An 18,836-nucleotide genomic window follows, 5' to 3' on the forward strand; every position below is an offset into this window, starting at 1 on the left:
CTGTTTTTAATTCAGCACTGTTAGATGGATTGAGGTTGTTTAAATGAAAAATAAGTTTACCAACGAATTTTTAGCAAACACGGATGATGCACGTGCTGGGAAACTTTCAGATATTCAGCAGCAACTTGATGAGTTACAAAACAATGGCATGACTGCAATGGATATTAGAACAGTGCTATTCAACAAGATGCTCGATGTATATCAAGTACCAAGCGATCATTTTCTTCGTGATGGTGAAACACCAGAACGAATCGACGACCCAGCTATTGTCGTTAAGCTAAATAAACTTGGCTTTACGAAAAAGCGTCGTCACCAACTACACTAATACGCCGTAATTAGTGGTTGTTATTCTGAGGGCCTACATCCCTCACTAAATAGGCTGTTTCTTGCCCGTCACAGCCTATTTTCTCTCTCCTTTTTACCGTATCATCTAGCTTTAAAATTTCTTTGAGATAAAGATGGATTCAGCTCAACTCAAACGCGCCATAAATACTAAGATGCCATTTGGAAAGTATGCTGGTCGCCCTTTATTGTTGCTGCCAGAGCCTTATTTAGTCTGGTTTAAACAGCAAGGATTTCCTGATTCCCAGTTAGGCGCACAGCTGGCAATGATGTATGAAGTGAAGCTCAATGGCCTTGAAAAAATGCTAATGCCATTATTAGATGAAAAATAATTAAACTTTTTTCGAACTTTTATTTTTAAGTGCGGTCTATTACTTTGCTACTTGTTTATTTTTGGTTTTAATCTTTAAAAAGCGCCCTAGGCGCTTTTTTTATGCCTGCAATTTAAAGCGAGTTACTTTTAAACAAATGAATAGTAAATTTAGCTCCACCTAATGGTGAGTCACACACCTCAGACTGCCCTTGATGCCAACTAACAATTTTAGCAACAATCGCCAGACCTAACCCAAAACCACCGGTTTTCTTATCACGACTTTTATCTAAACGAGTGAATGGCTTAAAAATACTTTGCCACTCAGATTTAGCGATCCCTAGGCCGTCGTCTTCAACACTTATTTGTATCGAATCCCCTAAATCTTCAAGACTTACATGAATTTTATGGTTTGCGTATTTTTGTGCATTGCCTAATAAGTTTTGAATACAACGCGCCATAAAATGCTCGTCACACTCGTAGTAAAGCTGCTTGGGTGCAGTCAATGCTACCTCTATATCAGTAGCAAACTCGAGTTTATTCACCACACTATTGATAAGCGCTGTTAAGTCACAGGAACGGGGCTTTAAGCTTGGTTGGTGTGAATCAAGTCGTGCGTATTCAAGCATTTCTGACACCAGTGCTTCAAGCTCTGCAATATCAGCCTGCATGTTATCAATGTATGCATACGACTTTTCATTCTCGATTTGCTCTTCGAGCATGGCAACAGCAAACTTTAAACGCGCAAGGGGTGTTCTAAACTCATGAGAAACGGAAGAAGTTAGCTCTTGCTGCGCAGCCAGTAGATACTGAATACGTTCTTGCATCGCGTTTAGGGTATCAGTAATCGGCAGAAAAAATGATTTAGAGGCATCCTGAAGCTCAAAGTCTTGCGATCCTCCTACAGCTTCACAGGCAAGCGTCAATTTATTAAAGTCACGCCATAGCAATAGGCTCCAGAGTCCAATTGGTAGGCCAATCACAGTTAATAATAAAAAGTATGGCCAAACGGAGCTAAAGTTTGGATTTTCAACTGAAAGTGGGCCTACATGTAAAAGCTGAGTGTCATTAAGAGCTATGTACCAAACCACTTCTTGTTCTTGATTGAACAAATACAGGTAATGATCATTGTTGAGCTGTGTTTTTAGGTCTTCAGGAAGTGCTAGATCGGTAAGATTAATTATCTCGCTTTCGAATTCTTGTTGGAGTGTCGCTAAGCCATTTTCAGTTTGGCTTAAGAACCACAGAGATTTACCAAATTCTTGGTCTAGGGCTATTTGCTGTTGCGTTTCTTCGTAGGGCCATAACTGCTCTATGACCCCACTAACTAGAAACAGAGAAACTATTATATAAAGATATAAGCTAGCAAATAGTTTCCCCATTAAAAATTACATATCCCATGCGTCAGATACAAAAAGGTAACCCTGTCCCCAAACTGTTTTAATTCGGTATGGTTTATCACTGTTATCACCTAATTTCTTACGGATACGCGATACACGTACGTCAACGGTTCGGTCTAAACCATCATATTGACGACCAATCATGTGTTGATGAACATGCTCACGACTTAACACTTCACCAGCATTTGACGCAAGCAACCAAAGCAGCTCAAATTCATGAGAAGTCAGTGTAATTTCACTGCCTTTAAGTGTAACAATGCGGCTAGTTTTATCAATGGTTAAATCGCCAAAGCTAAGCTCTTCTGGCGCTTTGTTTGTAGCTTGACCGCGACGTAACAATGCATTGATACGTGCTAACAATACACGAGGTTCTGCAGGCTTAATTACATAATCATCTGCGCCAAGTTCAAGGCCAATCACTTGGTCAAAGTCCTCACCTTTAGCTGTCAGCATTAAGATAGGTAAGCTAAATTTATCACGTACCTGACGGCAAACGCTAAAGCCATCTTTACCCGGTAACATGACATCTAAAATCATTAAATCAACTGGGTTGTTTTCAAGGTATTCAAATACTTCGTCGCCGCGTTCAAGGACCGCAACATCCAACCCATTATGTTGAAGGTAATCACGTGTTAACTGCTGTAAGCCGAGATCATCTTCAACAAGTAAAATCTTTGCCATTGGTTGCTCCTGAATTAAAAAAAGCTCCACGGTGAGCGTAATCTACGCCTCGTTGTTTTTGCTTCGGTGCTTTGCACTTCGACTTTTGCGGTCGCAATTTTGCTCCCCGTGTGCGGATTGACTAAGGAGTATATTGTTTCAACCTGAACCCGCGCTTTATGGCTGTAAAGCCCTTTTTTGCTGTCGTTCCAGCATTGAATTTGTTGGTTATTTTGAAACAAACACAGATCTTGAGGCAGCTGTGTTTGCCAGCTGATTTTTAACTCAAGATCACAAAATTCGTGCTGTTGTAATACAACACACACTTTTGGCGTGATATCAAACTGAGTCGCTTGCGCATGGCTTGGGGTAACCCAAATAACAGCAACAAACACACACAGACTAAAAACAAAATACTTCATATTAAAAAATATGATTGAATCCTATAAATGCAGTCATCGAGTACGTGTGTTCAAAAAGCGGACTGTCATCCACGGCTGAGTAGTCATAATATGCTAAATGAAAACGAAGAGAGTTAGCCTCACTCAGGGGCCAACGGGCGTCGATTTTAGCATAAGGTTGCCAACTACTGCCAACATCTATTTCCCCATATGAGGACTCTTTAGCCGATAAACCATAAAAATAATCATTTAGTCTGGCTGATTTGTACCAAACCCCTAAGCTAGGTGCGACAGATAGGTTTCCTATTCGGTGATGTGATTGCCATTGTAAAGCACTACGAAGGCCTTTATAAACGCCCGAAATATCGGCTAGTGCCTGTAAAGAAATCACATGATTATTATGAATATAGTGATAGCTTAAGCCAGCATCTAATGCCCATCGTCTCTTTTTAATATCGCTTGTTGATACTGACTTTTCTGCCAGTTCATTACTGGTGGTCGATTCAACAATAAAGCTATTCGATGTTTGCAGTGCGAAAACATTGCTAGGGTGAAAATCTATAAAGAAGCGAGTCTCAGGGTTGAACTCGGTTACGAAATTAACAACATGAGTATCGCTTTCTTGGAATGAATAACCTAAACGGCCATTATCGAAGAACCATTTTTCACCATAAAAAGCGATTTCAGGCAGCACAATTAATGGTAAGTTATCACCACCATGAAGTGGGTTCGTGATCACCCCAGCTCCCGTATTAATACTTAGGTGCCACTGCTGGGTATCGATCTGTTGATTTGCCACACGGCTTTCACGTTCAGTGCGCGTTGAGTCATCGGCGCTTGCTTGACTTACTAGCATGCCTATCAAGACATAAACCGCTGCGCACATCCTGATCGTTTGAGATTTCATTGTTATTTTACGACCAAAGGGGTTTTGCAATAAGAGCATAATATCAAGATGTGAACAAACTGTCGTTGCAAGGTTACAACTATTCACAAATTTGATACATATATCGGTTAAGTTTGTTACTCTTCGACGATTTCGATACGATTTCGGCCATGCTCTTTGGCTAAATAGAGTGCTTTATCGGCTTTTGCTATGAGTTGTTCTGGATTACTATTTTTAGCTTTTATAGCAATACCAAAGCTAGCAGTGACTTGGCTTAACACCTTATTAGATTTAGGCTCTTTAATCTGTAATTTAGCGACAGCATGACGCAGCTGCTGAGTAAAATTAGTCATGTCACTGATACTTGCAAACTGTGCGGTGAAACAAAACTCTTCACCACCATAACGATAGGCCTGACCAACACTAGATACATGTTTAAGTAGTTTTGCTGAAACTGCACGCAAAACTTGGTCTCCTTTTTGATGACCAAAAGTGTCGTTAAATTGTTTAAAGTGATCGATATCAACCATAGTAAGAACAGTGACTTCAGCTAAGTCATTGGTTTGACAAAACCGCGTGATATCTTCATCAAACTTACCGCGGTTATAAAGCCCTGTAAGCGGGTCTTTTTCGGCTTTACTTCTAGACCTGATAAGCTCTTGTTTTAATTCTGTAATTTCTGAGTAAGCCAGCGCAAGCTGATTTTGAAAATCTTGTGCACGACTTTGCAAAGCTGCCGACTCGTCACTTAAGCGCTCGACACAATCAAGTACATCATCAAAGCCCCTTTCCTGACTTATATCTGCACTAGTTAGTGTGTCACGGCATTCTTGCAAAGCCTGGTTGAATTCAGCTGAGTAACTAAGTGCTTCATTGATATCTTGATGCACTTTACCAACAACATCATTAAAGCCGCCAGATAGCTGATAAAATAGTGCCAAGTCGTCCCGAGATAAATACTTGTTGAAAAGGTGCTTTGCCTGCTCATGGCTACAGGTATTGTGCTTTTTAATAATACTATCAAGCTCTTTGTTTAAATCTTGGTTCTTTTCGCTAACATAACAATACCAAAGCGCATAATTAAGCGGAGTAATTGGCATTTTGTACTTAACCATTAGAGGAATTGCGAGCTTCAGACAGTGGCTCGAGTAGCTTAAAGAGTGTTCGGCTTGCGCTGAAAGTATCATGAGTCTAGGCCATGAAAGTTTTATTATTTTAAAATACGGTATCAACCCCATTAAAAAAATCAATGAAAAAGGATTTTACAAACGTAAAACCAGCAAAAACCACGAATATTTTTTACAAAAACCAATACTAAATAATTAATTTAAATTAAGCCATTTGTATCAACATAATATATTTAACAATAAAGTGTTATTGACTAGATCTTAAGCTAGATTGCTTGCTGAGTAAGCGATTGAGCAATACTCCAAATTGCATTGAGTGCCGGATCATGGCGCTCTTTATTTAAAACAGCTAGACCAATTTCAAATCCTGCAATAGTCTGCTCTGCATCACTCACTATTTGTACTTTATCTTTGAGCGGGCTGTTATCCAGTACAATTTTTGGCACCATGGCAATACCCAAGCCTAAGCTCACCATAGAAACCATAGCTTCATGACCTGCAACCTGCGCATATATACGGCCATGAATATTCTTTTTACGCCACCACTGCTCAAGACGTTGCCTTGATAACCCCTGCTCAGCAACAATAAATTCTAAATCTGACCAATCAATTTGTTCACTGGCAGAAAGCTTTTCACTGATCGGGCATGCTATTTTTGGTGCTATCAGTACTAATGGTGAGTAACCAACGCTGGTAAAGGCTATTTGCCCAGGTAACTTCATCGGTTTTGCAGCAATAGCCATATCTTCATGGCCATCTAAAACACGGTTTATGGCAAGAGCAGGATCACCGGTATTGAGGGTAATTTCAATATATGGATGTTGCATTCGCAGTTGCTCGAGTATTTGGTGTAAAAAGCTATAAGAGGCGGTTACTGAGCAATAAATACTGACATTGCCATAAACATGCTGTTGCGGCTCTTGTACGTTAGCCTTAAAACGGTGCCAGTTAGCCAGCGTCGCATTGGCGTACTCAATAAATGACTCACCCTCGCGAGTTAATTTGACGGTGCGATTATCCCGATTAAACAGCACTACCCCAACTTCTTCTTCAAGTTGCTTGATGTTGCGGCTCAATGTTGGCGCACTGATATGACAAAGCTCACTGGCCCTAGCAAAGTGCAGCGTCTTAGCTAACGCCAAAAAGTAATTAAGATGTTTGTGATCCATACCGCCACCATTTCATTTTATGAAATACTTTAATTCAAATATATCATTTTACGCAAGGTAAAAAATTGCATAGTGTTAATACATACAAAGAACACCACGTCGGTTCTTTGATTTTCTAACAAAATTGTATTTATAGGACACTAACAATGGCGAATTATTTTAATACTCTTCCTTTGAGAGAGCAGTTAGCGCAATTAGCGCAGTGTGAATTTATGGACCCAGCAGAGTTTGCTGATGGTGTAGACGCTTTAAAAGGGAAAAAACTCGTTATTGTCGGTTGTGGCGCACAAGGCCTTAACCAAGGTTTAAATTTACGTGATTCAGGTTTAGATGTTTCTTATACTCTTCGTGAGTCAGCTATTGCTGAGCGTCGTCAATCTTTCTTAAACGCATCTGAAAATGGTTTTACTGTAGGCACTTATGAAGAGCTTATCCCAACAGCAGATGTAGTATTAAACCTAACGCCTGATAAACAACATACGGCTGTTATAACTGCCATCATGCCGTTAATGAAACAAGGTGCAACACTTGCTTATTCACACGGCTTCAACATTGTTGAAGAAGGCATGCAAATCCGTGAAGACTTAACAGTAATCATGGTTGCACCTAAGTGCCCTGGTTCAGAAGTACGTGAAGAATACAAACGTGGCTTTGGTGTACCAACATTAATTGCGGTTCACCCAGAAAACGACCCTCAAGGCCATGGTTTAGCGCAAGCTAAAGCGTATGCAGCAGGTACCGGCGGTCATCGTGCGGGTGTATTAAAATCATCATTCATTGCAGAAGTTAAATCTGACTTAATGGGTGAGCAAACGATTCTATGTGGCATGTTACAAACAGGCTCACTACTTTGCTTCGATAAAATGGTCGAAAAAGGCATTGATGCAAGTTACGCATCAAAACTAATCCAATACGGTTGGGAAGTGATCACTGAAGCACTTAAGTATGGTGGCGTAACTAACATGCTTGACCGCTTATCAAACCCAGCAAAAGTGAAAGCATTTGAATTAAGTGAAGAACTTAAAACAATTATGCGTCCACTTTATAACAAGCATATGGACGATATCATCAGCGGCGAATTCTCTCGCGGTATGATGGCTGACTGGGCTGAAGATGACGCAAAATTACTAGCATGGCGCGCAGAAACTGCTGAAACTGCATTCGAAAAGCAACAAAATACCGACCAAGAGATCAGCGAGCAAGCATTCTTCGATCAAGGTATTTTAATGGTTGCCATGGTTAAAGCAGGTGTTGAGCTTGCTTTCGAAACCATGACTGCGGCAGGTATCATCGCTGAATCTGCTTACTATGAATCACTACACGAAACGCCGCTTATCGCAAACACCATTGCTCGTAAGAAGCTTTTCGAAATGAACCGAACTATTTCAGATACTGCAGAGTATGGCTGTTACTTATACAACCACGCGTGTTTACCGCTGCTACAAGACTTTATGAAAGGCATCGATACAGATGTGATTGGTAAAGGTCTTGATAGTGCAAGCAACCAAGTTGATAACCAAACCTTGATTGCCGTGAATAAAGCACTACGCGAGCACCCGGTTGAAATCATTGGTAGCAAGCTACGTGGTTACATGTCAGCAATGAAGAAAATTGTTTAACCCTGGAAAGTAAGTTTCGCTTGTTAGAAACCAAGCCCAATTGCTTATATGCTTTGGGCTTTTTTTTTGTCCCTACATTGATTCGTCATCTGTAAAGTGTATGCTAAAATTACTGACTTAAATGTTGTAAACTAAGACACTTTCATGGCGTTAAATCAACTCACCATTACTAAAAAAATTACACTGCTTGGCAGTTCTATAGCTCTCATTGTTGCTGCGTTAATCGGCGCAACAGCGATATACAGTGCAAAACAAATCATCGAAAAACGAATGATAGAATCTGAGCTACCTAGCAAACTTCAAGCAATTGATAACTATATTACTCACGATATAAATCAAATGATCAGTGCAGCTGAGCAACTCTCTAGTAACGAGTTTGTATTAGAGTGGGCGCGTTCAGGCAATACTGATGATAAAACACTGCTAAAAGAACTTAACCGCCTTGTTAAGCAATACGATTTAGCAACCGCCTCGTGGGCTAATCGTGAAACGGCACAATATTGGAACCAAGACGGTTTCTTGCGCGTTTTAACACAAGAACAAGATGGTTGGTTTTTTGCGTTTACAAACACCGCACAGCCTTTTTCTATCAGTATCTATCAAGAATCACCGACTGATGTGAAAATGTTTGTAAACCACCAGCAAACCAACGGCATTGGTTTAGCAGGCCTTGCTAAAAGCATTGACGATATGCAGGCTATGCTGCAGCGCTTCCAAATCGAAGAAACCGGTTTTGTATTTGTTGCCGATAAAAACGGCCTCATACAGTTACATAAAGACGAAAATAAGGTCGCTAAAGCTAAATTGGATGACGTTTATAAAACGGGAATCACGCGTACTCTGCTAACGCAAAGCGACTTCAATTTACAAGAGATTGATCTTAATGGTGAAGCAACCTTAGTGGCTGCAAGTCCAATTAAAAACACCGATTTATTTGTTATTGCCCAAGTACCTAAGCACGAAGTGTTTTCGAGTATTCAGGTTTTACAATGGCAAATCATCAGCTTTGCAATAGTGATTGCGCTGATCGCAAGTTTTGCTGGTTTAGTGCTTGCACGCACGCTTTCATCGCCGCTGTCGAAAATGGCTGAGTTATTCACCCGTTTAGGCTCTGGTGATGCTAACTTAGCATATAGACTTCCTGACTCTGAGCAGCCAGAACTTGCTAACTTATCTGCTGGCTTTAACCAATTTATCTCTAAGATTGAAACTGCAATTAGCCAAGTAGCTCAAGAGAGTAGTGAAATCAGACAAAGCGCTGATCATGTGTTTCAGCAAGCACAAAAGAACTCAGTAGCACTTGATAATCAAAAAGAGCAAACAATCTCTGTTGCTGCGGCAATTAATGAAATGGGTGCGACAGTGCAAGAAATTGCCTCAAGCGCAGCGAACACGGCTAAGCTCACTGAGAATAGTAAGCAGAACACTGAACAAAGCCATACTCAGGTAACGCAAAGTAAAGAAGCGATAATAGAGCTGGCATGTGATATCGATAATATCACCGAGCAAGTAAACGAGTTGGCAAATAAAACGCAAGCTATCGCCAGTATTGTTGACTCTATCAGGGGTATTTCTGAACAAACCAACTTGTTAGCACTCAACGCAGCGATTGAATCTGCTCGTGCGGGTGAGCACGGCCGAGGCTTTGCTGTTGTAGCTGATGAAGTAAGAGCGCTTGCAAATCGCACTTCACAATCAACAACTGAAATTCAAACTATGATCAGTGAACTTACCAGTACCTCTGATTTAGTAGTGAATCACATCAATCACTCGAAATCACAAGCTCAATTAAGCGTTGATGCAATGCAGAGCTCTGTTGAATTACTTAATGCCATTAACGATGCTGCCAATGAAATAAACGATATGGCAACCTTAATAGCAACTGCGACCGAAGAGCAAAGTAATGTTGTGGCAGATGTGGGTCGTAACATTGAGCAAATAAGTGACATTAGTGATAACGTCATGCGTGAACAAATTGACAGTGAACAAGCAATCAAAGACTTAGCGAACAGTGCGCAAACTCTTGATGACCTTGTTGCGACTTTTGATAAACGCTGACACGTTTTGTAACAGTTAACCCTGACCCTTTTTCATTCACGGCCTATACTTAAATGGTATTAGGCCATGATTTAAGAGGGTCAGATGAAATTATCTAGCATTGTTTTAGCCTCAAGCTTTTGCTTATTAACGGCGTGTAGTAGTACAGAAAATAACACCGCTCCCCCACCACTTGCTTTGACGCAAAGTAATACGTTTACTCAAACCCCAGTTGAAACTCAACAAGAGATTTTTGCATTAAGCGAACATGTTAAAGAGCAACTTGATAATGCTTTTCCAAAAGACAGCCGTTCATTGCAAAGCACTAAACGTTTGCTGAAGTTCCTGTTGCAAAATGGCGATGCGTCTTTATCTTATCAATCTGGTGCTACCTTAACCGCTAATCAAGCCTACTCAAATTTAAACGCCAACTGTTTATCGTTATCGATTTTAGCCTATAGCCTTGCTGACTACCTTGGCCTTGCAGGACAATTTCAAAAAGTGCATATCCCAGAATATTGGGCACTTGATAATGGCTTTAATTTACTCACAGGCCATATCAACTTAAAAGTAAGTGAAGCTCAAAAACTTGTGGTAAATAGAAAAGTCATTTACCCAGAAGAGCGCTCTTTAGTGATAGACTTTGACCCTAACAGCCGCCAAGAAGCGTTTAAAACTAGCAACATCAATAAAGCCCGCATCACAGCAATGTTTTATAACAATAAAGGTGCAGCTGCGATGCTAAAACATGATTATGATACTGCTTTTAGCTATTACAAAGCAGCAGTTGATATTGATAGCAACTACTCAGGTGCATGGGGTAATCTTGGCGTGTTATTCAGATTAACGAATGACTATCAAAGTGCTGAAACAGCCTACCAATACGCGATTAGTTTAGATCCAGACAACAACACCGCCTTAGGCAATTTAGCAAGACTCTATAACCTGACCAATCGTAAAGAGCAAGGTCAAGCTATATTAGCCAAGCTTGATAATAAACGCCAAGCAAACCCGTATTACCATATTTCTTTAGGAAACGACGCCTATACAACCGCCCGTTATCAAGATGCCATAAAGCACTACAAAAAAGCCCGTGACTTAAACCCAACCCTGCATGATACTGATTTTGGTTTAGCGAGAACCTACTATCAATTGGGTGACTTAAAGCTGGCTAAAAAGTATTTAACTATGGCTAACAATAAAGCAGACTTTGATCATGATAAACAGCGTTATGAGAGTAAATTACAAGCGCTTCGCTCGCATACTGCAAAGCTTATTGATTACCGCTAGTGCTGTACTGATAAGCATTGGGCAAGCATTTGCCAATACAGACTTAGAACACGACATCATAACGCTAACATCGGCTCAATTTGCAGGACGAAAAACGAATACCGAGGGCGCGAAATTAGCCGCCGACTTCATAGTAGAGCGCTTTGTAGCACTTGGCTATTCGGTTAATGAACAAGGTTTTACTTATCAATCAGGATTCTTTGGTAAGGCTACAGGACGGAACATTATTGCGTCCCAAAATAGCCGCTGTGAAAACTGTAAAAAAGTTATTTTTACTGCCCACTATGATCACCTAGGGCAAAAAGGCAGTCGGCTTTATCCTGGTGCTAATGACAATGCCAGCGGCGTTGCCGCTTTACTTTATTTAGCTAAACACTTTGCACAAAGCCCCCAGCCCTATCAATTAGTTTTTGTTGCAACCGATGCAGAAGAAAATGGCCTACATGGTAGCGAGTACTTGGTATCGACACTTAATAAAGACGAAATCAAACTTAATATTAATTTAGATATGCTCGTTGTAAACCCACGAAAACCGCGTATCTATGCGTTTTTAGATAAGCAATCATTAGCGCAATATCAAACTGACATTAAAACCTTATCTGATGAGCATCTAACCTTTATGGCAACTAGCTCGTCAGCGAGGCTGAATCGATTATTTGATCTCAAAGTTGATTGGCGCAGAGCAAGTGACCATTATTCATTCGCTAAAGCCGGGATCCCATACATTTATTTTGGCATCGGACACGATAAACATCATCATCAAAGCACCGACACGGCGGCGCACATCGACTTTACATTGTTCGAATATGCCATGGCGAAAATAGCCCTATTTATTGAGAAGCTTCCAAGTTAGTTATTTGGGTAGTTCAGAGGTTAAAACAAACTGCCTTTTTTGTGCTTTGCTGAGCTTTTTTACGCTTATTTCAAGTTTAGTTGCTTCACTACGATTACCTACCTGCTGTTGATAGATAAGTGTTAAAGGCCCTTTGCCTTTGAGGTTTTTAGCCCCTTTTCCCGCTTGATGCTGCATAAAGCGCTTTTCAACGTTAGTGCTGATCCCAGTGTACCAATGACCTAAACGTGTCTGCACTATATACAAATGCCACAGAGCCTCTGAATTTTCGTTGTTTTTTATAAGCTGCTGTAAACTTTCTGGGTTTGCTGTGGTCAAATCTGTGCCTCGTGATTGTTAATCGCATTTCAGTAAAAACAATTACTGAAAAGGGTTTTACCTTCTGTGACTAATCGGTATCATGCAGTGTATAAAAAATAAGGATTCAAACAAATAATGCAGTCGTTTAAAACTTTTTCTTTTTGGTTAGTACTTACCCTTACTTTAAGTGCTACAGCAGGGTGTTCAAGCTGGGTTTACCGAATCAACATTCCTCAAGGTAACTTCCTAGAGCAATCAGATGTAGATAAGCTTCGTGTAAATATGACTCGCGAGCAAGTACTGTATGTACTAGGCAAGCCAGTAGCTGAAGACTCATTTGATAAAAATACCTGGCACTACCTGTACGTATTCAACCTTGGTCGTAGCAACGAGCAACGAAAGTCACTCACTATTAACTTTGAAAACGATAAGCTTGTTTCGTTGTCGGGAGACTATGAACAACCTAGCGAATTTAATACGCCGCTTGAACAAGAGTAATAGCAGCGCAAATTATTAAGGGTAGCCTAAGCTACCCTTTTTTATGCTTTATTTAAAGGGCGACCGCCCGTCACTTTGTTGGCTCGGCCCTCTTCTTTGGCTTTTTCAGCCCGGCGTCTGCGTGCATCCTTTGGATCAGCAATAAGCGGTCGATAGATTTCTATGCGATCGCCATCTTTTACTTCTTGATGCAGTTTACAAGTACGATTCCAAACCCCAAGCGTTAGGTTATTTGCGTCTATTTCTGGGCACTTATCAATAATACCTGACTTAATCACCGCTTGCTCAGCTGTAGTACCTACTGGTACTTCTACCAGCAAACTGGTTGCCGTTGTTGGTAAAGCAAAAACCACTTCAACAGTGATCATGGGCGAACTCCATATACAGTTTTAGCACGTTGTGTAAATGCATTAACCATGTTCTTAGCGACTTCGTTAAATACTTTTCCGAAAGCCATCTCAATAAGTTTACTAGCAAATTCAAACTCAAGGTGAAGCTGAACTTTACATGCTTTATCGTCCAGCGGTAAAAAATGCCATTTACCTTGCAGCTTTTTAAATGGGCCATCGACTAAGCGTAGTGCAACAGTTTGCTCATCTATGAAGGTATTTTCGGTAGTGAACCACTTTTTTAAACCCGCTTTTGAGATCTCTAAACTGGCCGTCATGCCACTGGCTTGTTGTGTGACGATTTTAGCATCTGAGCAATGTGGTAAAAACTCTGGATAAGCATCAACATCATTCACTAAATCAAACATTTCTTTGCTGCTGTACATTACCAGCGCACTTTTTTCTATTTGCGGCATATTCACTCCCAACTTTGTCGGCGAATTTTAGCAAGCTTTGGCTATTTCCCCAAATTTTAGTAACACGAAAATATCTGCAAAGCCTTAAAAAAGCGATGTAAAAACGCTGTTTTTACGTATAATATGAGCCACTATGGCTAAGAAAAAATCATCTAAATCGACAAGTAATACCATCGCGCTTAACAAAAAAGCGCGTCATGAGTATTTTTTACACGATAAGTTCGAAGCAGGGGTTGAACTACAGGGCTGGGAAGTAAAAAGTATCCGAGCTGGTAAAGTAAACATCTCTGAGACTTATATTCACATTAAAAACGGCGAAGCATTTTTACTTGGCAGTCAAATTCAGCCTCTCAACAGTGCTTCTACTCACGTAATTTGCGATCCTTTAAGGTATCGTAAGTTACTTTTAAATAAGCGTGAAATCGATCGTCTTATCGGTGCTACAGAACGCGAAGGTTTTTCATTAATCGCGACTGCAATGTACTGGAAAAAATGCTGGGTGAAGTTGGAGTTCCACCTTGCTAAAGGTAAAAAGATGCACGACAAACGTGAAGACGGAAAAAATAAAGATTGGGCGCGTGAAAAAGAACGCCTAATGAAACATAAAGCTTAATTTATGAAATGAGCCTAACCTTTTTGGTAGGCTCGTACCCCTTACCAGTCCTGACTTTCCCTACTTAAGAACCTTAACCCCTTAATAAACCCATACTTTTTTGCTATTTCAACCTTCTGCATTTACATGATATCAATCTTTGTCGTGATTAATTCACAACACTTTCACAATTATACAAGGATTGAAATATATGAAGAACACCCATCGCTTTATACAACGACCTCTCTATGCATTTACAGTTGCAGCATTAGCAGGCACAAGTTTTATGTCAGCGGCTGCAGAGTCAGACGGAGCTGAAAAGGTCGAGCGTATTGAAGTTACAGGTTCTCGCATTAAGCGCTCAGATATTGAAGGGCCATCACCGGTTCAATCAATCAGTCGTGCAGACATCGATAACATGGGCTACGACAACCTACAACAACTATTAGAACGTATGCCAGTTGCAGGTAATGGTACTTTCTCTACTCGCGGTAATAACCAAGACTCTACAGCTAATGGTGCTGCAGCAGTCAGCCTTCGAGGCTTAGGCTCAGACGCAACATTGGTACTTATTAATGGCCGTCGTGTATCTATTAGCGCTTTTGCTGAAAGCATTACTAATTCGTTTGTTGATATCAACTCAATCCCTGTCTCTGCGATTGAGCGTATCGATATTTTAAAGGATGGCGCATCAGCTATTTATGGTTCTGATGCAGTTGCAGGTGTAGTTAATATTATCTTAAAAAAAGATATTAACGGCCTAGAGGTAAACCTTGGATATGGTGGCACTGACGGTCCTAACTACGAAGAAAAAACAGCAAGCCTAGTTTGGGGTACCAGTACAGAGAAAAGCAGCGCATCAATTATTATTGATTATTTTAACAATACCGCGCTCTCTTCTGATGAAATGGGCCGCCTAGGCACAGCAAACCAAGAACCATACGGTGGTATGGATTTTCGCTCATCCCGTGGCTTCCCAGGCTACTTCTATGTAGATGGTGAAAAAACCATTGATCCGGCCTGTCCGGCAGAAAATGCAACTGCAAGTGGCAGCTGCTTATTTGACTACGGCCCATATGGTTACGTAACTCCAGCATCTGAGCGTGTCGGTGCTATCTCACAATTTGAATATAACTTCGACAATGGTATTTCAGCTTTCTTAGAGGTTGCAGTACAACATAATACGTCGCAAGCTGCAGGTGCACCAACGCCTCTTGATGAAGACGCAGGCCTTACCGTGCCAGCAAGCCATCCTAACAACCCGTTTGGCCAAGATATCGAAATTGGTCGCTACAGAACGGTAGATGCCGGCCCTCGCCAATGGGATATTGAATCAGATACGCTGCGTTTTGTTGCAGGCCTAAAAGGTGAGATCAGTGACTGGAGCTGGGAAGCAGCAGTTCAAAAAGGTCGCAGTAAATCAATGCAAACCGGTGACAGAAGCCAAGGTTGGGTGCGCACTGATTTCTTACAACAAGAAATCGATGCTGGTAACTATAACCCATTTGGTGGCACCTATAATGACCAAGCAGTGATTGACCGTATCACGACAAGCTTAGTGCGCCGTGGTGAGTCTCATATGACTTCATTTGATGCAAATATCAGTGGTGAAGCATTCAGCTTTGGCGATGATGTGGTGATGATGGCTGCTGGTATTGAATACCGTGAAGAAGATGTAAGCGACATTCCAGACGATCAATTCCAACGTGGTTTAATCTTTGGTACTGAATCTGTCTCAGCCGCTGCTGAACGCGACCAATACGCAGCTTACATTGAGTTTTCAATTCCGTTAGCAGACAACCTAGAACTGCAATTAGCGGGTCGATACGATGACTACAGTGATTTTGGCTCAACAACAAACCCTAAAGTAGCTGTTCGCTGGGCACCAACTGATTCAATCACTGTGCGTGGCTCATGGGCTCAAGGTTTCCGCGCGCCTTCACTGGCACAAATTGGTTTAGGTCCATCTGAAGAGAGTCAGTTCTTTGTAGATACTTACCGTTGTCAGGCAACTGGACTTGACTGTAATGCGCTTGATTACAATATCCAATTTGCGGGTAACCCGAACCTTGAAGCTGAAGAATCAGAGTCATGGAATGTGGGTTTCATTTGGGCACCTACCGCTGAATTTGGTTTTGGAATCGATGTATGGAGCATTACACAAGATAATAAGATTGACGAGCAAGAGTTCGGCCCTATTTACGATAACAACTGTAATGACCAAAACAGCACTGTGTGTGTGCGTTTAGCACCACAAAATGGTCAGAGTTTAGGTGTAATCCAAAAAGTTTACAGCACCTTTGAAAACGTTTCATCACAAGAGGTATCTGGTGTCGATGTATCGGCTAACTACACGCATGCGATGAACGATTATGGCTTCTTAAAATTCAATTTAGAATGGGCTTACCAAAACGAATTTAAGAAAGATGGCCGCGATTACACTGGCGAGTACCGTTACCCTGAAAACCGTTGGATTTTCTCAACAAACTGGGAAATGGGTGACTTCAATACTAATGTAAACGTTAGTTACACTGGCGAGTTTGAAGATACCCCAGATATCGACTTTGACGGTAATCTAGACTTTGATAGCAACACATCACGTATGGTTGATTCACAAACGCTAGTTGATTTACAAACTGCGTATAACTTCTCAGAGAAAATCAAACTTTCTGTGGGTGTGAATAACGTGTTTGATGAAGATCCTCCGTTTGCAATCGGTGATGGTGATGGCGACTTATATGGCTATGTATCAAGCGTACATAACCCACGTGGTCGTTATTTCTATACTAAGCTAACAATGCGCTTTAACTGATCTCGTTGAGCTTAAAAACAAAAACCCGCCAATTGGCGGGTTTTTTAATTCTTTAACTAAGGCCTAGATTATAGGTCACCTTCGTTTTCAGAAAGGAATTTAGCAACACCTGCAGGGCTTGCGTCCATACCTTTTTTACCTTCAGTCCAACCAGCTGGACATACTTCACCGTGCTCGCTGTGGAACGCTAGCGCGTCAACCATGCGGATCATTTCGTCGATGTTACGGCCTAGTGGAAGGTCGTTAACTACTTGGTGACGTACGTTACCTTCTTCGTCGATTAGGAAAGAACCACGGAAAGCAACACCTGCTTCTGGGTGCTCAACGTCGTATGCTTGACAGATTTCGTGTTTAACGTCTGCAACTAGTGCATATTTAACTTGACCAATACCACCGTCAGCAACGGCAGTGTTACGCCATGCATTGTGTGAGAATTGTGAATCGATAGAAACACCGATTACTTCAACGCCACGCTTTTGGAACTCTTCAAAACGCTTGTCGAAAGCGATTAGCTCTGAAGGACAAACGAAAGTGAAGTCTAACGGGTAAAAGAAGATAACTGCTTTTTTACCTTTGATAGTTTCTTTTAGGTTGAAGTTTTCAACGATTTCACCGTTACCAAGAACAGCTGCTGCAGTAAAGTCTGGTGCCTGACGGCCAACTAATACACCCATTTTTATCTCCAAATATTTGAGTTTATTTCCAATTGCCTATGCAATACTCACTTAGATATGGTTACTAAAAATCAAAAACCAAGAGTAAGTATTGATAATTTGCAAGATAGTTTAATGAGGTTACAGACAAATGAACAATCGAAAAAAACGATATGCTTAATCGGAAAAATTGATTCGCTGTAAACGTGGATTGAGATAACTCTATATTAGTGTGCGAATTGACCCACAGAACACAAAAAACCCAGCTTTTAGCTGGGTTCTTAAATGAATATCAATACAGACGCTTAGTCCATGATATCTTCTGGCATATCACCACGGATTTGCTGCCAGATTTCACCTGTTTGATGACCATATTTACGCATCATAGAAATCGCACCGTCATGCTCACGACGCTCAGCAAGCTCTGTTAGGTCTTTATAAAACTGACGCGCTAATTCACGAGTACGTGAATCAGAGAAGTAATGGCAGCCAATTTTTGAGTAGAAACCTTTAAAACCATTTAAGATAAGCACATAGATACGATTATTACCTGCTACTGCTAATTCATGGTGAACTTTATAATCGTAATCAGCAAATGCTTGAGCACTGTCTTCAAGTTCTTCACTTTGCGATAAAATTTCAATTACACGCTCTGGGGCAAGTTTAATAGCCGCACGGGTATAAATTGCGCTGATATTAGTGCGAGCAGAAAGTAATTGGTCTGTAAGCTCTGGCATTTTGTCTTCATCAAGACGTGCTAGCGTCTCTAAAATGTTAAGACCCGAGGTTTCCCAGAAGTTATTTACACGGGTAGGTTTACCGTGTTGAATCGTTAGCCAGCCATCACGGGCTAGACGCTGAAGTACTTCACGTAAGGTTGTACGTGTTACACCAATCAGCTCTGACAATTCACGTTCAGCAGGAAGAATTGAGCCAGGCGGAAAGTCACCATTCCAAATAGATTCAACAATGTATTCTTCAGCAAAACCTGCTGGGCTTTTCGCTTTAAAAATTCTCATCCAATTTCCACTTGAGTTAGCAACTACTTTTACCGCATTTGGTGTTCAACTCACTGATTGTAC

Annotated in this window: 20 protein-coding genes; 9 read left to right on the forward strand and 11 right to left on the reverse strand. The window is 41.0% G+C overall.

Features of this window, described 5'->3' with window-relative positions; all coding sequences use genetic code 11:
* Window positions 1-43 precede the first annotated feature (43 nt).
* Together AOG26_RS07430 and AOG26_RS07435 are read left to right on the forward strand one after the other, a co-directional pair.
* On the forward strand, window positions 44-325 hold the full coding sequence (locus AOG26_RS07430; protein WP_054561872.1) for a hypothetical protein: 282 nt from the start codon (window positions 44-46) through the stop codon (window positions 323-325).
* Between the two features lie 133 nt (window positions 326-458).
* Window positions 459-674 (forward strand): DUF3820 family protein, encoded by a 216-nt coding sequence (locus AOG26_RS07435; RefSeq protein ID WP_054561873.1) that lies wholly within the window; start codon window positions 459-461, stop codon window positions 672-674.
* A gap of 112 nt (window positions 675-786) precedes the next feature.
* On the opposite strand, the gene AOG26_RS07440 is transcribed toward AOG26_RS07435, so the two are convergent.
* The 6 genes from AOG26_RS07440 to ilvY all read right to left on the reverse strand — a co-directional run bounded on the left by AOG26_RS07440 (window position 787) and on the right by ilvY (window position 6,295).
* On the reverse strand, window positions 787-2,034 hold the full coding sequence (locus AOG26_RS07440) for an ATP-binding protein (protein ID WP_054561874.1): 1,248 nt from the start codon (window positions 2,032-2,034) through the stop codon (window positions 787-789).
* Between the two features lie 6 nt (window positions 2,035-2,040).
* Window positions 2,041-2,733: a response regulator gene (locus AOG26_RS07445; RefSeq protein ID WP_054562019.1), complete on the reverse strand. Its 693-nt coding sequence runs from the start codon at window positions 2,731-2,733 to the stop codon at window positions 2,041-2,043.
* A 14-nt stretch (window positions 2,734-2,747) separates the two neighbouring features.
* Window positions 2,748-3,134 (reverse strand): DUF3019 domain-containing protein, encoded by a 387-nt coding sequence (locus AOG26_RS07450; protein ID WP_054561875.1) that lies wholly within the window; start codon window positions 3,132-3,134, stop codon window positions 2,748-2,750.
* Between the two features lies 1 nt (window position 3,135).
* Window positions 3,136-3,969: a MipA/OmpV family protein gene (locus AOG26_RS07455; protein WP_054562020.1), complete on the reverse strand. Its 834-nt coding sequence runs from the start codon at window positions 3,967-3,969 to the stop codon at window positions 3,136-3,138.
* A 167-nt stretch (window positions 3,970-4,136) separates the two neighbouring features.
* Window positions 4,137-5,186: a GGDEF domain-containing protein gene (locus AOG26_RS07460; protein ID WP_054561876.1), complete on the reverse strand. Its 1,050-nt coding sequence runs from the start codon at window positions 5,184-5,186 to the stop codon at window positions 4,137-4,139.
* Between the two features lie 206 nt (window positions 5,187-5,392).
* Window positions 5,393-6,295 carry an HTH-type transcriptional activator IlvY gene (gene ilvY, locus AOG26_RS07465; protein WP_054561877.1) on the reverse strand — a complete coding sequence of 301 codons (903 nt, stop codon included), beginning with the start codon at window positions 6,293-6,295 and terminating at the stop codon, window positions 5,393-5,395.
* 146 nt (window positions 6,296-6,441) lie between these two features.
* Between ilvY and ilvC the strand changes: the two genes are divergently transcribed.
* From ilvC to AOG26_RS07485, 4 genes are all read left to right on the forward strand, one after another.
* Window positions 6,442-7,914: a ketol-acid reductoisomerase gene (gene ilvC, locus AOG26_RS07470; protein ID WP_054561878.1), complete on the forward strand. Its 1,473-nt coding sequence runs from the start codon at window positions 6,442-6,444 to the stop codon at window positions 7,912-7,914.
* A 144-nt stretch (window positions 7,915-8,058) separates the two neighbouring features.
* Complete coding sequence (locus tag AOG26_RS07475) at window positions 8,059-9,972, forward strand: methyl-accepting chemotaxis protein (protein ID WP_054561879.1); 1,914 nt, start codon at window positions 8,059-8,061, stop codon at window positions 9,970-9,972.
* 84 nt (window positions 9,973-10,056) lie between these two features.
* Window positions 10,057-11,241: a tetratricopeptide repeat protein gene (locus AOG26_RS07480; RefSeq protein ID WP_054561880.1), complete on the forward strand. Its 1,185-nt coding sequence runs from the start codon at window positions 10,057-10,059 to the stop codon at window positions 11,239-11,241.
* Window positions 11,183-12,094 carry a M20/M25/M40 family metallo-hydrolase gene (locus AOG26_RS07485; RefSeq protein ID WP_160316763.1) on the forward strand — a complete coding sequence of 304 codons (912 nt, stop codon included), beginning with the start codon at window positions 11,183-11,185 and terminating at the stop codon, window positions 12,092-12,094. Before AOG26_RS07480 ends, AOG26_RS07485 begins: the two co-directional genes overlap by 59 nt.
* Here AOG26_RS07485 and AOG26_RS07490 read toward each other — a convergent pair whose 3' ends face one another.
* A complete protein-coding gene (locus AOG26_RS07490; RefSeq protein ID WP_054561882.1) occupies window positions 12,095-12,412 on the reverse strand; it encodes a GIY-YIG nuclease family protein in 318 nt (105 codons plus the stop codon).
* Between the two features lie 117 nt (window positions 12,413-12,529).
* Here AOG26_RS07490 and AOG26_RS07495 point away from each other — a divergent pair, with 117 nt between their 5' ends.
* Entirely contained in the window at window positions 12,530-12,892 is a 363-nt protein-coding gene (locus AOG26_RS07495) for an outer membrane protein assembly factor BamE (protein WP_054551724.1), read from the forward strand.
* Window positions 12,893-12,933: 41 nt separating this feature from the next.
* Here the strand turns inward: AOG26_RS07495 and AOG26_RS07500 are convergent, their stop codons facing one another.
* Window positions 12,934-13,260: an RnfH family protein gene (locus AOG26_RS07500; protein ID WP_054561883.1), complete on the reverse strand. Its 327-nt coding sequence runs from the start codon at window positions 13,258-13,260 to the stop codon at window positions 12,934-12,936.
* Window positions 13,257-13,697, reverse strand: coding sequence for a type II toxin-antitoxin system RatA family toxin (locus tag AOG26_RS07505; RefSeq protein WP_054561884.1), 441 nt, complete (start codon window positions 13,695-13,697; stop codon window positions 13,257-13,259). The genes AOG26_RS07500 and AOG26_RS07505 overlap by 4 nt, the downstream gene beginning before the upstream one ends.
* A gap of 133 nt (window positions 13,698-13,830) precedes the next feature.
* On the opposite strand from AOG26_RS07505, the gene smpB reads away from it, so the two are divergent.
* A complete protein-coding gene (gene smpB / locus AOG26_RS07510; protein ID WP_054551727.1) occupies window positions 13,831-14,310 on the forward strand; it encodes an SsrA-binding protein SmpB in 480 nt (159 codons plus the stop codon).
* 265 nt (window positions 14,311-14,575) lie between these two features.
* Window positions 14,576-17,101: a TonB-dependent receptor gene (locus AOG26_RS07515; protein ID WP_235575475.1), complete on the forward strand. Its 2,526-nt coding sequence runs from the start codon at window positions 14,576-14,578 to the stop codon at window positions 17,099-17,101.
* 68 nt (window positions 17,102-17,169) lie between these two features.
* Here the strand turns inward: AOG26_RS07515 and AOG26_RS07520 are convergent, their stop codons facing one another.
* Both AOG26_RS07520 and fadR read right to left on the reverse strand, forming a co-directional pair.
* Entirely contained in the window at window positions 17,170-17,775 is a 606-nt protein-coding gene (locus AOG26_RS07520) for a peroxiredoxin C (RefSeq protein ID WP_054561886.1), read from the reverse strand.
* Between the two features lie 284 nt (window positions 17,776-18,059).
* Window positions 18,060-18,773, reverse strand: a complete 714-nt coding sequence (gene fadR / locus AOG26_RS07525) for a fatty acid metabolism transcriptional regulator FadR (protein WP_054561887.1) — start codon at window positions 18,771-18,773, stop codon at window positions 18,060-18,062.
* Between the last annotated feature and the right edge of the window lie 63 nt (window positions 18,774-18,836).

Source organism: Pseudoalteromonas sp. UCD-33C (genome assembly GCF_001306895.1).
Classification (GTDB): Bacteria; Pseudomonadota; Gammaproteobacteria; order Enterobacterales; family Alteromonadaceae; genus Pseudoalteromonas.

Excerpts from the sequence above, each read along its gene's own strand:
- AOG26_RS07430 (WP_054561872.1), top strand. The coding sequence starts at position 44 with ATGAAAAATAAGTTTACCAACGAATTTTTAGCAAACACGGATGATGCA.
- AOG26_RS07435 (WP_054561873.1), top strand. The coding sequence starts at position 459 with ATGGATTCAGCTCAACTCAAACGCGCCATAAATACTAAGATGCCATTT.
- AOG26_RS07440 (WP_054561874.1), bottom strand. The coding sequence starts at position 2,034 with ATGGGGAAACTATTTGCTAGCTTATATCTTTATATAATAGTTTCTCTG.
- AOG26_RS07445 (WP_054562019.1), bottom strand. The coding sequence starts at position 2,733 with ATGGCAAAGATTTTACTTGTTGAAGATGATCTCGGCTTACAGCAGTTA.
- AOG26_RS07450 (WP_054561875.1), bottom strand. The coding sequence starts at position 3,134 with ATGAAGTATTTTGTTTTTAGTCTGTGTGTGTTTGTTGCTGTTATTTGG.
- AOG26_RS07455 (WP_054562020.1), bottom strand. The coding sequence starts at position 3,969 with ATGCTAGTAAGTCAAGCAAGCGCCGATGACTCAACGCGCACTGAACGT.
- AOG26_RS07460 (WP_054561876.1), bottom strand. The coding sequence starts at position 5,186 with ATGATACTTTCAGCGCAAGCCGAACACTCTTTAAGCTACTCGAGCCAC.
- ilvY (WP_054561877.1), bottom strand. The coding sequence starts at position 6,295 with ATGGATCACAAACATCTTAATTACTTTTTGGCGTTAGCTAAGACGCTG.
- ilvC (WP_054561878.1), top strand. The coding sequence starts at position 6,442 with ATGGCGAATTATTTTAATACTCTTCCTTTGAGAGAGCAGTTAGCGCAA.
- AOG26_RS07475 (WP_054561879.1), top strand. The coding sequence starts at position 8,059 with ATGGCGTTAAATCAACTCACCATTACTAAAAAAATTACACTGCTTGGC.
- AOG26_RS07480 (WP_054561880.1), top strand. The coding sequence starts at position 10,057 with ATGAAATTATCTAGCATTGTTTTAGCCTCAAGCTTTTGCTTATTAACG.
- AOG26_RS07485 (WP_160316763.1), top strand. The coding sequence starts at position 11,183 with ATGAGAGTAAATTACAAGCGCTTCGCTCGCATACTGCAAAGCTTATTG.
- AOG26_RS07495 (WP_054551724.1), top strand. The coding sequence starts at position 12,530 with ATGCAGTCGTTTAAAACTTTTTCTTTTTGGTTAGTACTTACCCTTACT.
- AOG26_RS07500 (WP_054561883.1), bottom strand. The coding sequence starts at position 13,260 with ATGATCACTGTTGAAGTGGTTTTTGCTTTACCAACAACGGCAACCAGT.
- AOG26_RS07505 (WP_054561884.1), bottom strand. The coding sequence starts at position 13,697 with ATGCCGCAAATAGAAAAAAGTGCGCTGGTAATGTACAGCAGCAAAGAA.
- smpB (WP_054551727.1), top strand. The coding sequence starts at position 13,831 with ATGGCTAAGAAAAAATCATCTAAATCGACAAGTAATACCATCGCGCTT.
- AOG26_RS07515 (WP_235575475.1), top strand. The coding sequence starts at position 14,576 with ATGTCAGCGGCTGCAGAGTCAGACGGAGCTGAAAAGGTCGAGCGTATT.
- AOG26_RS07520 (WP_054561886.1), bottom strand. The coding sequence starts at position 17,775 with ATGGGTGTATTAGTTGGCCGTCAGGCACCAGACTTTACTGCAGCAGCT.
- fadR (WP_054561887.1), bottom strand. The coding sequence starts at position 18,773 with ATGAGAATTTTTAAAGCGAAAAGCCCAGCAGGTTTTGCTGAAGAATAC.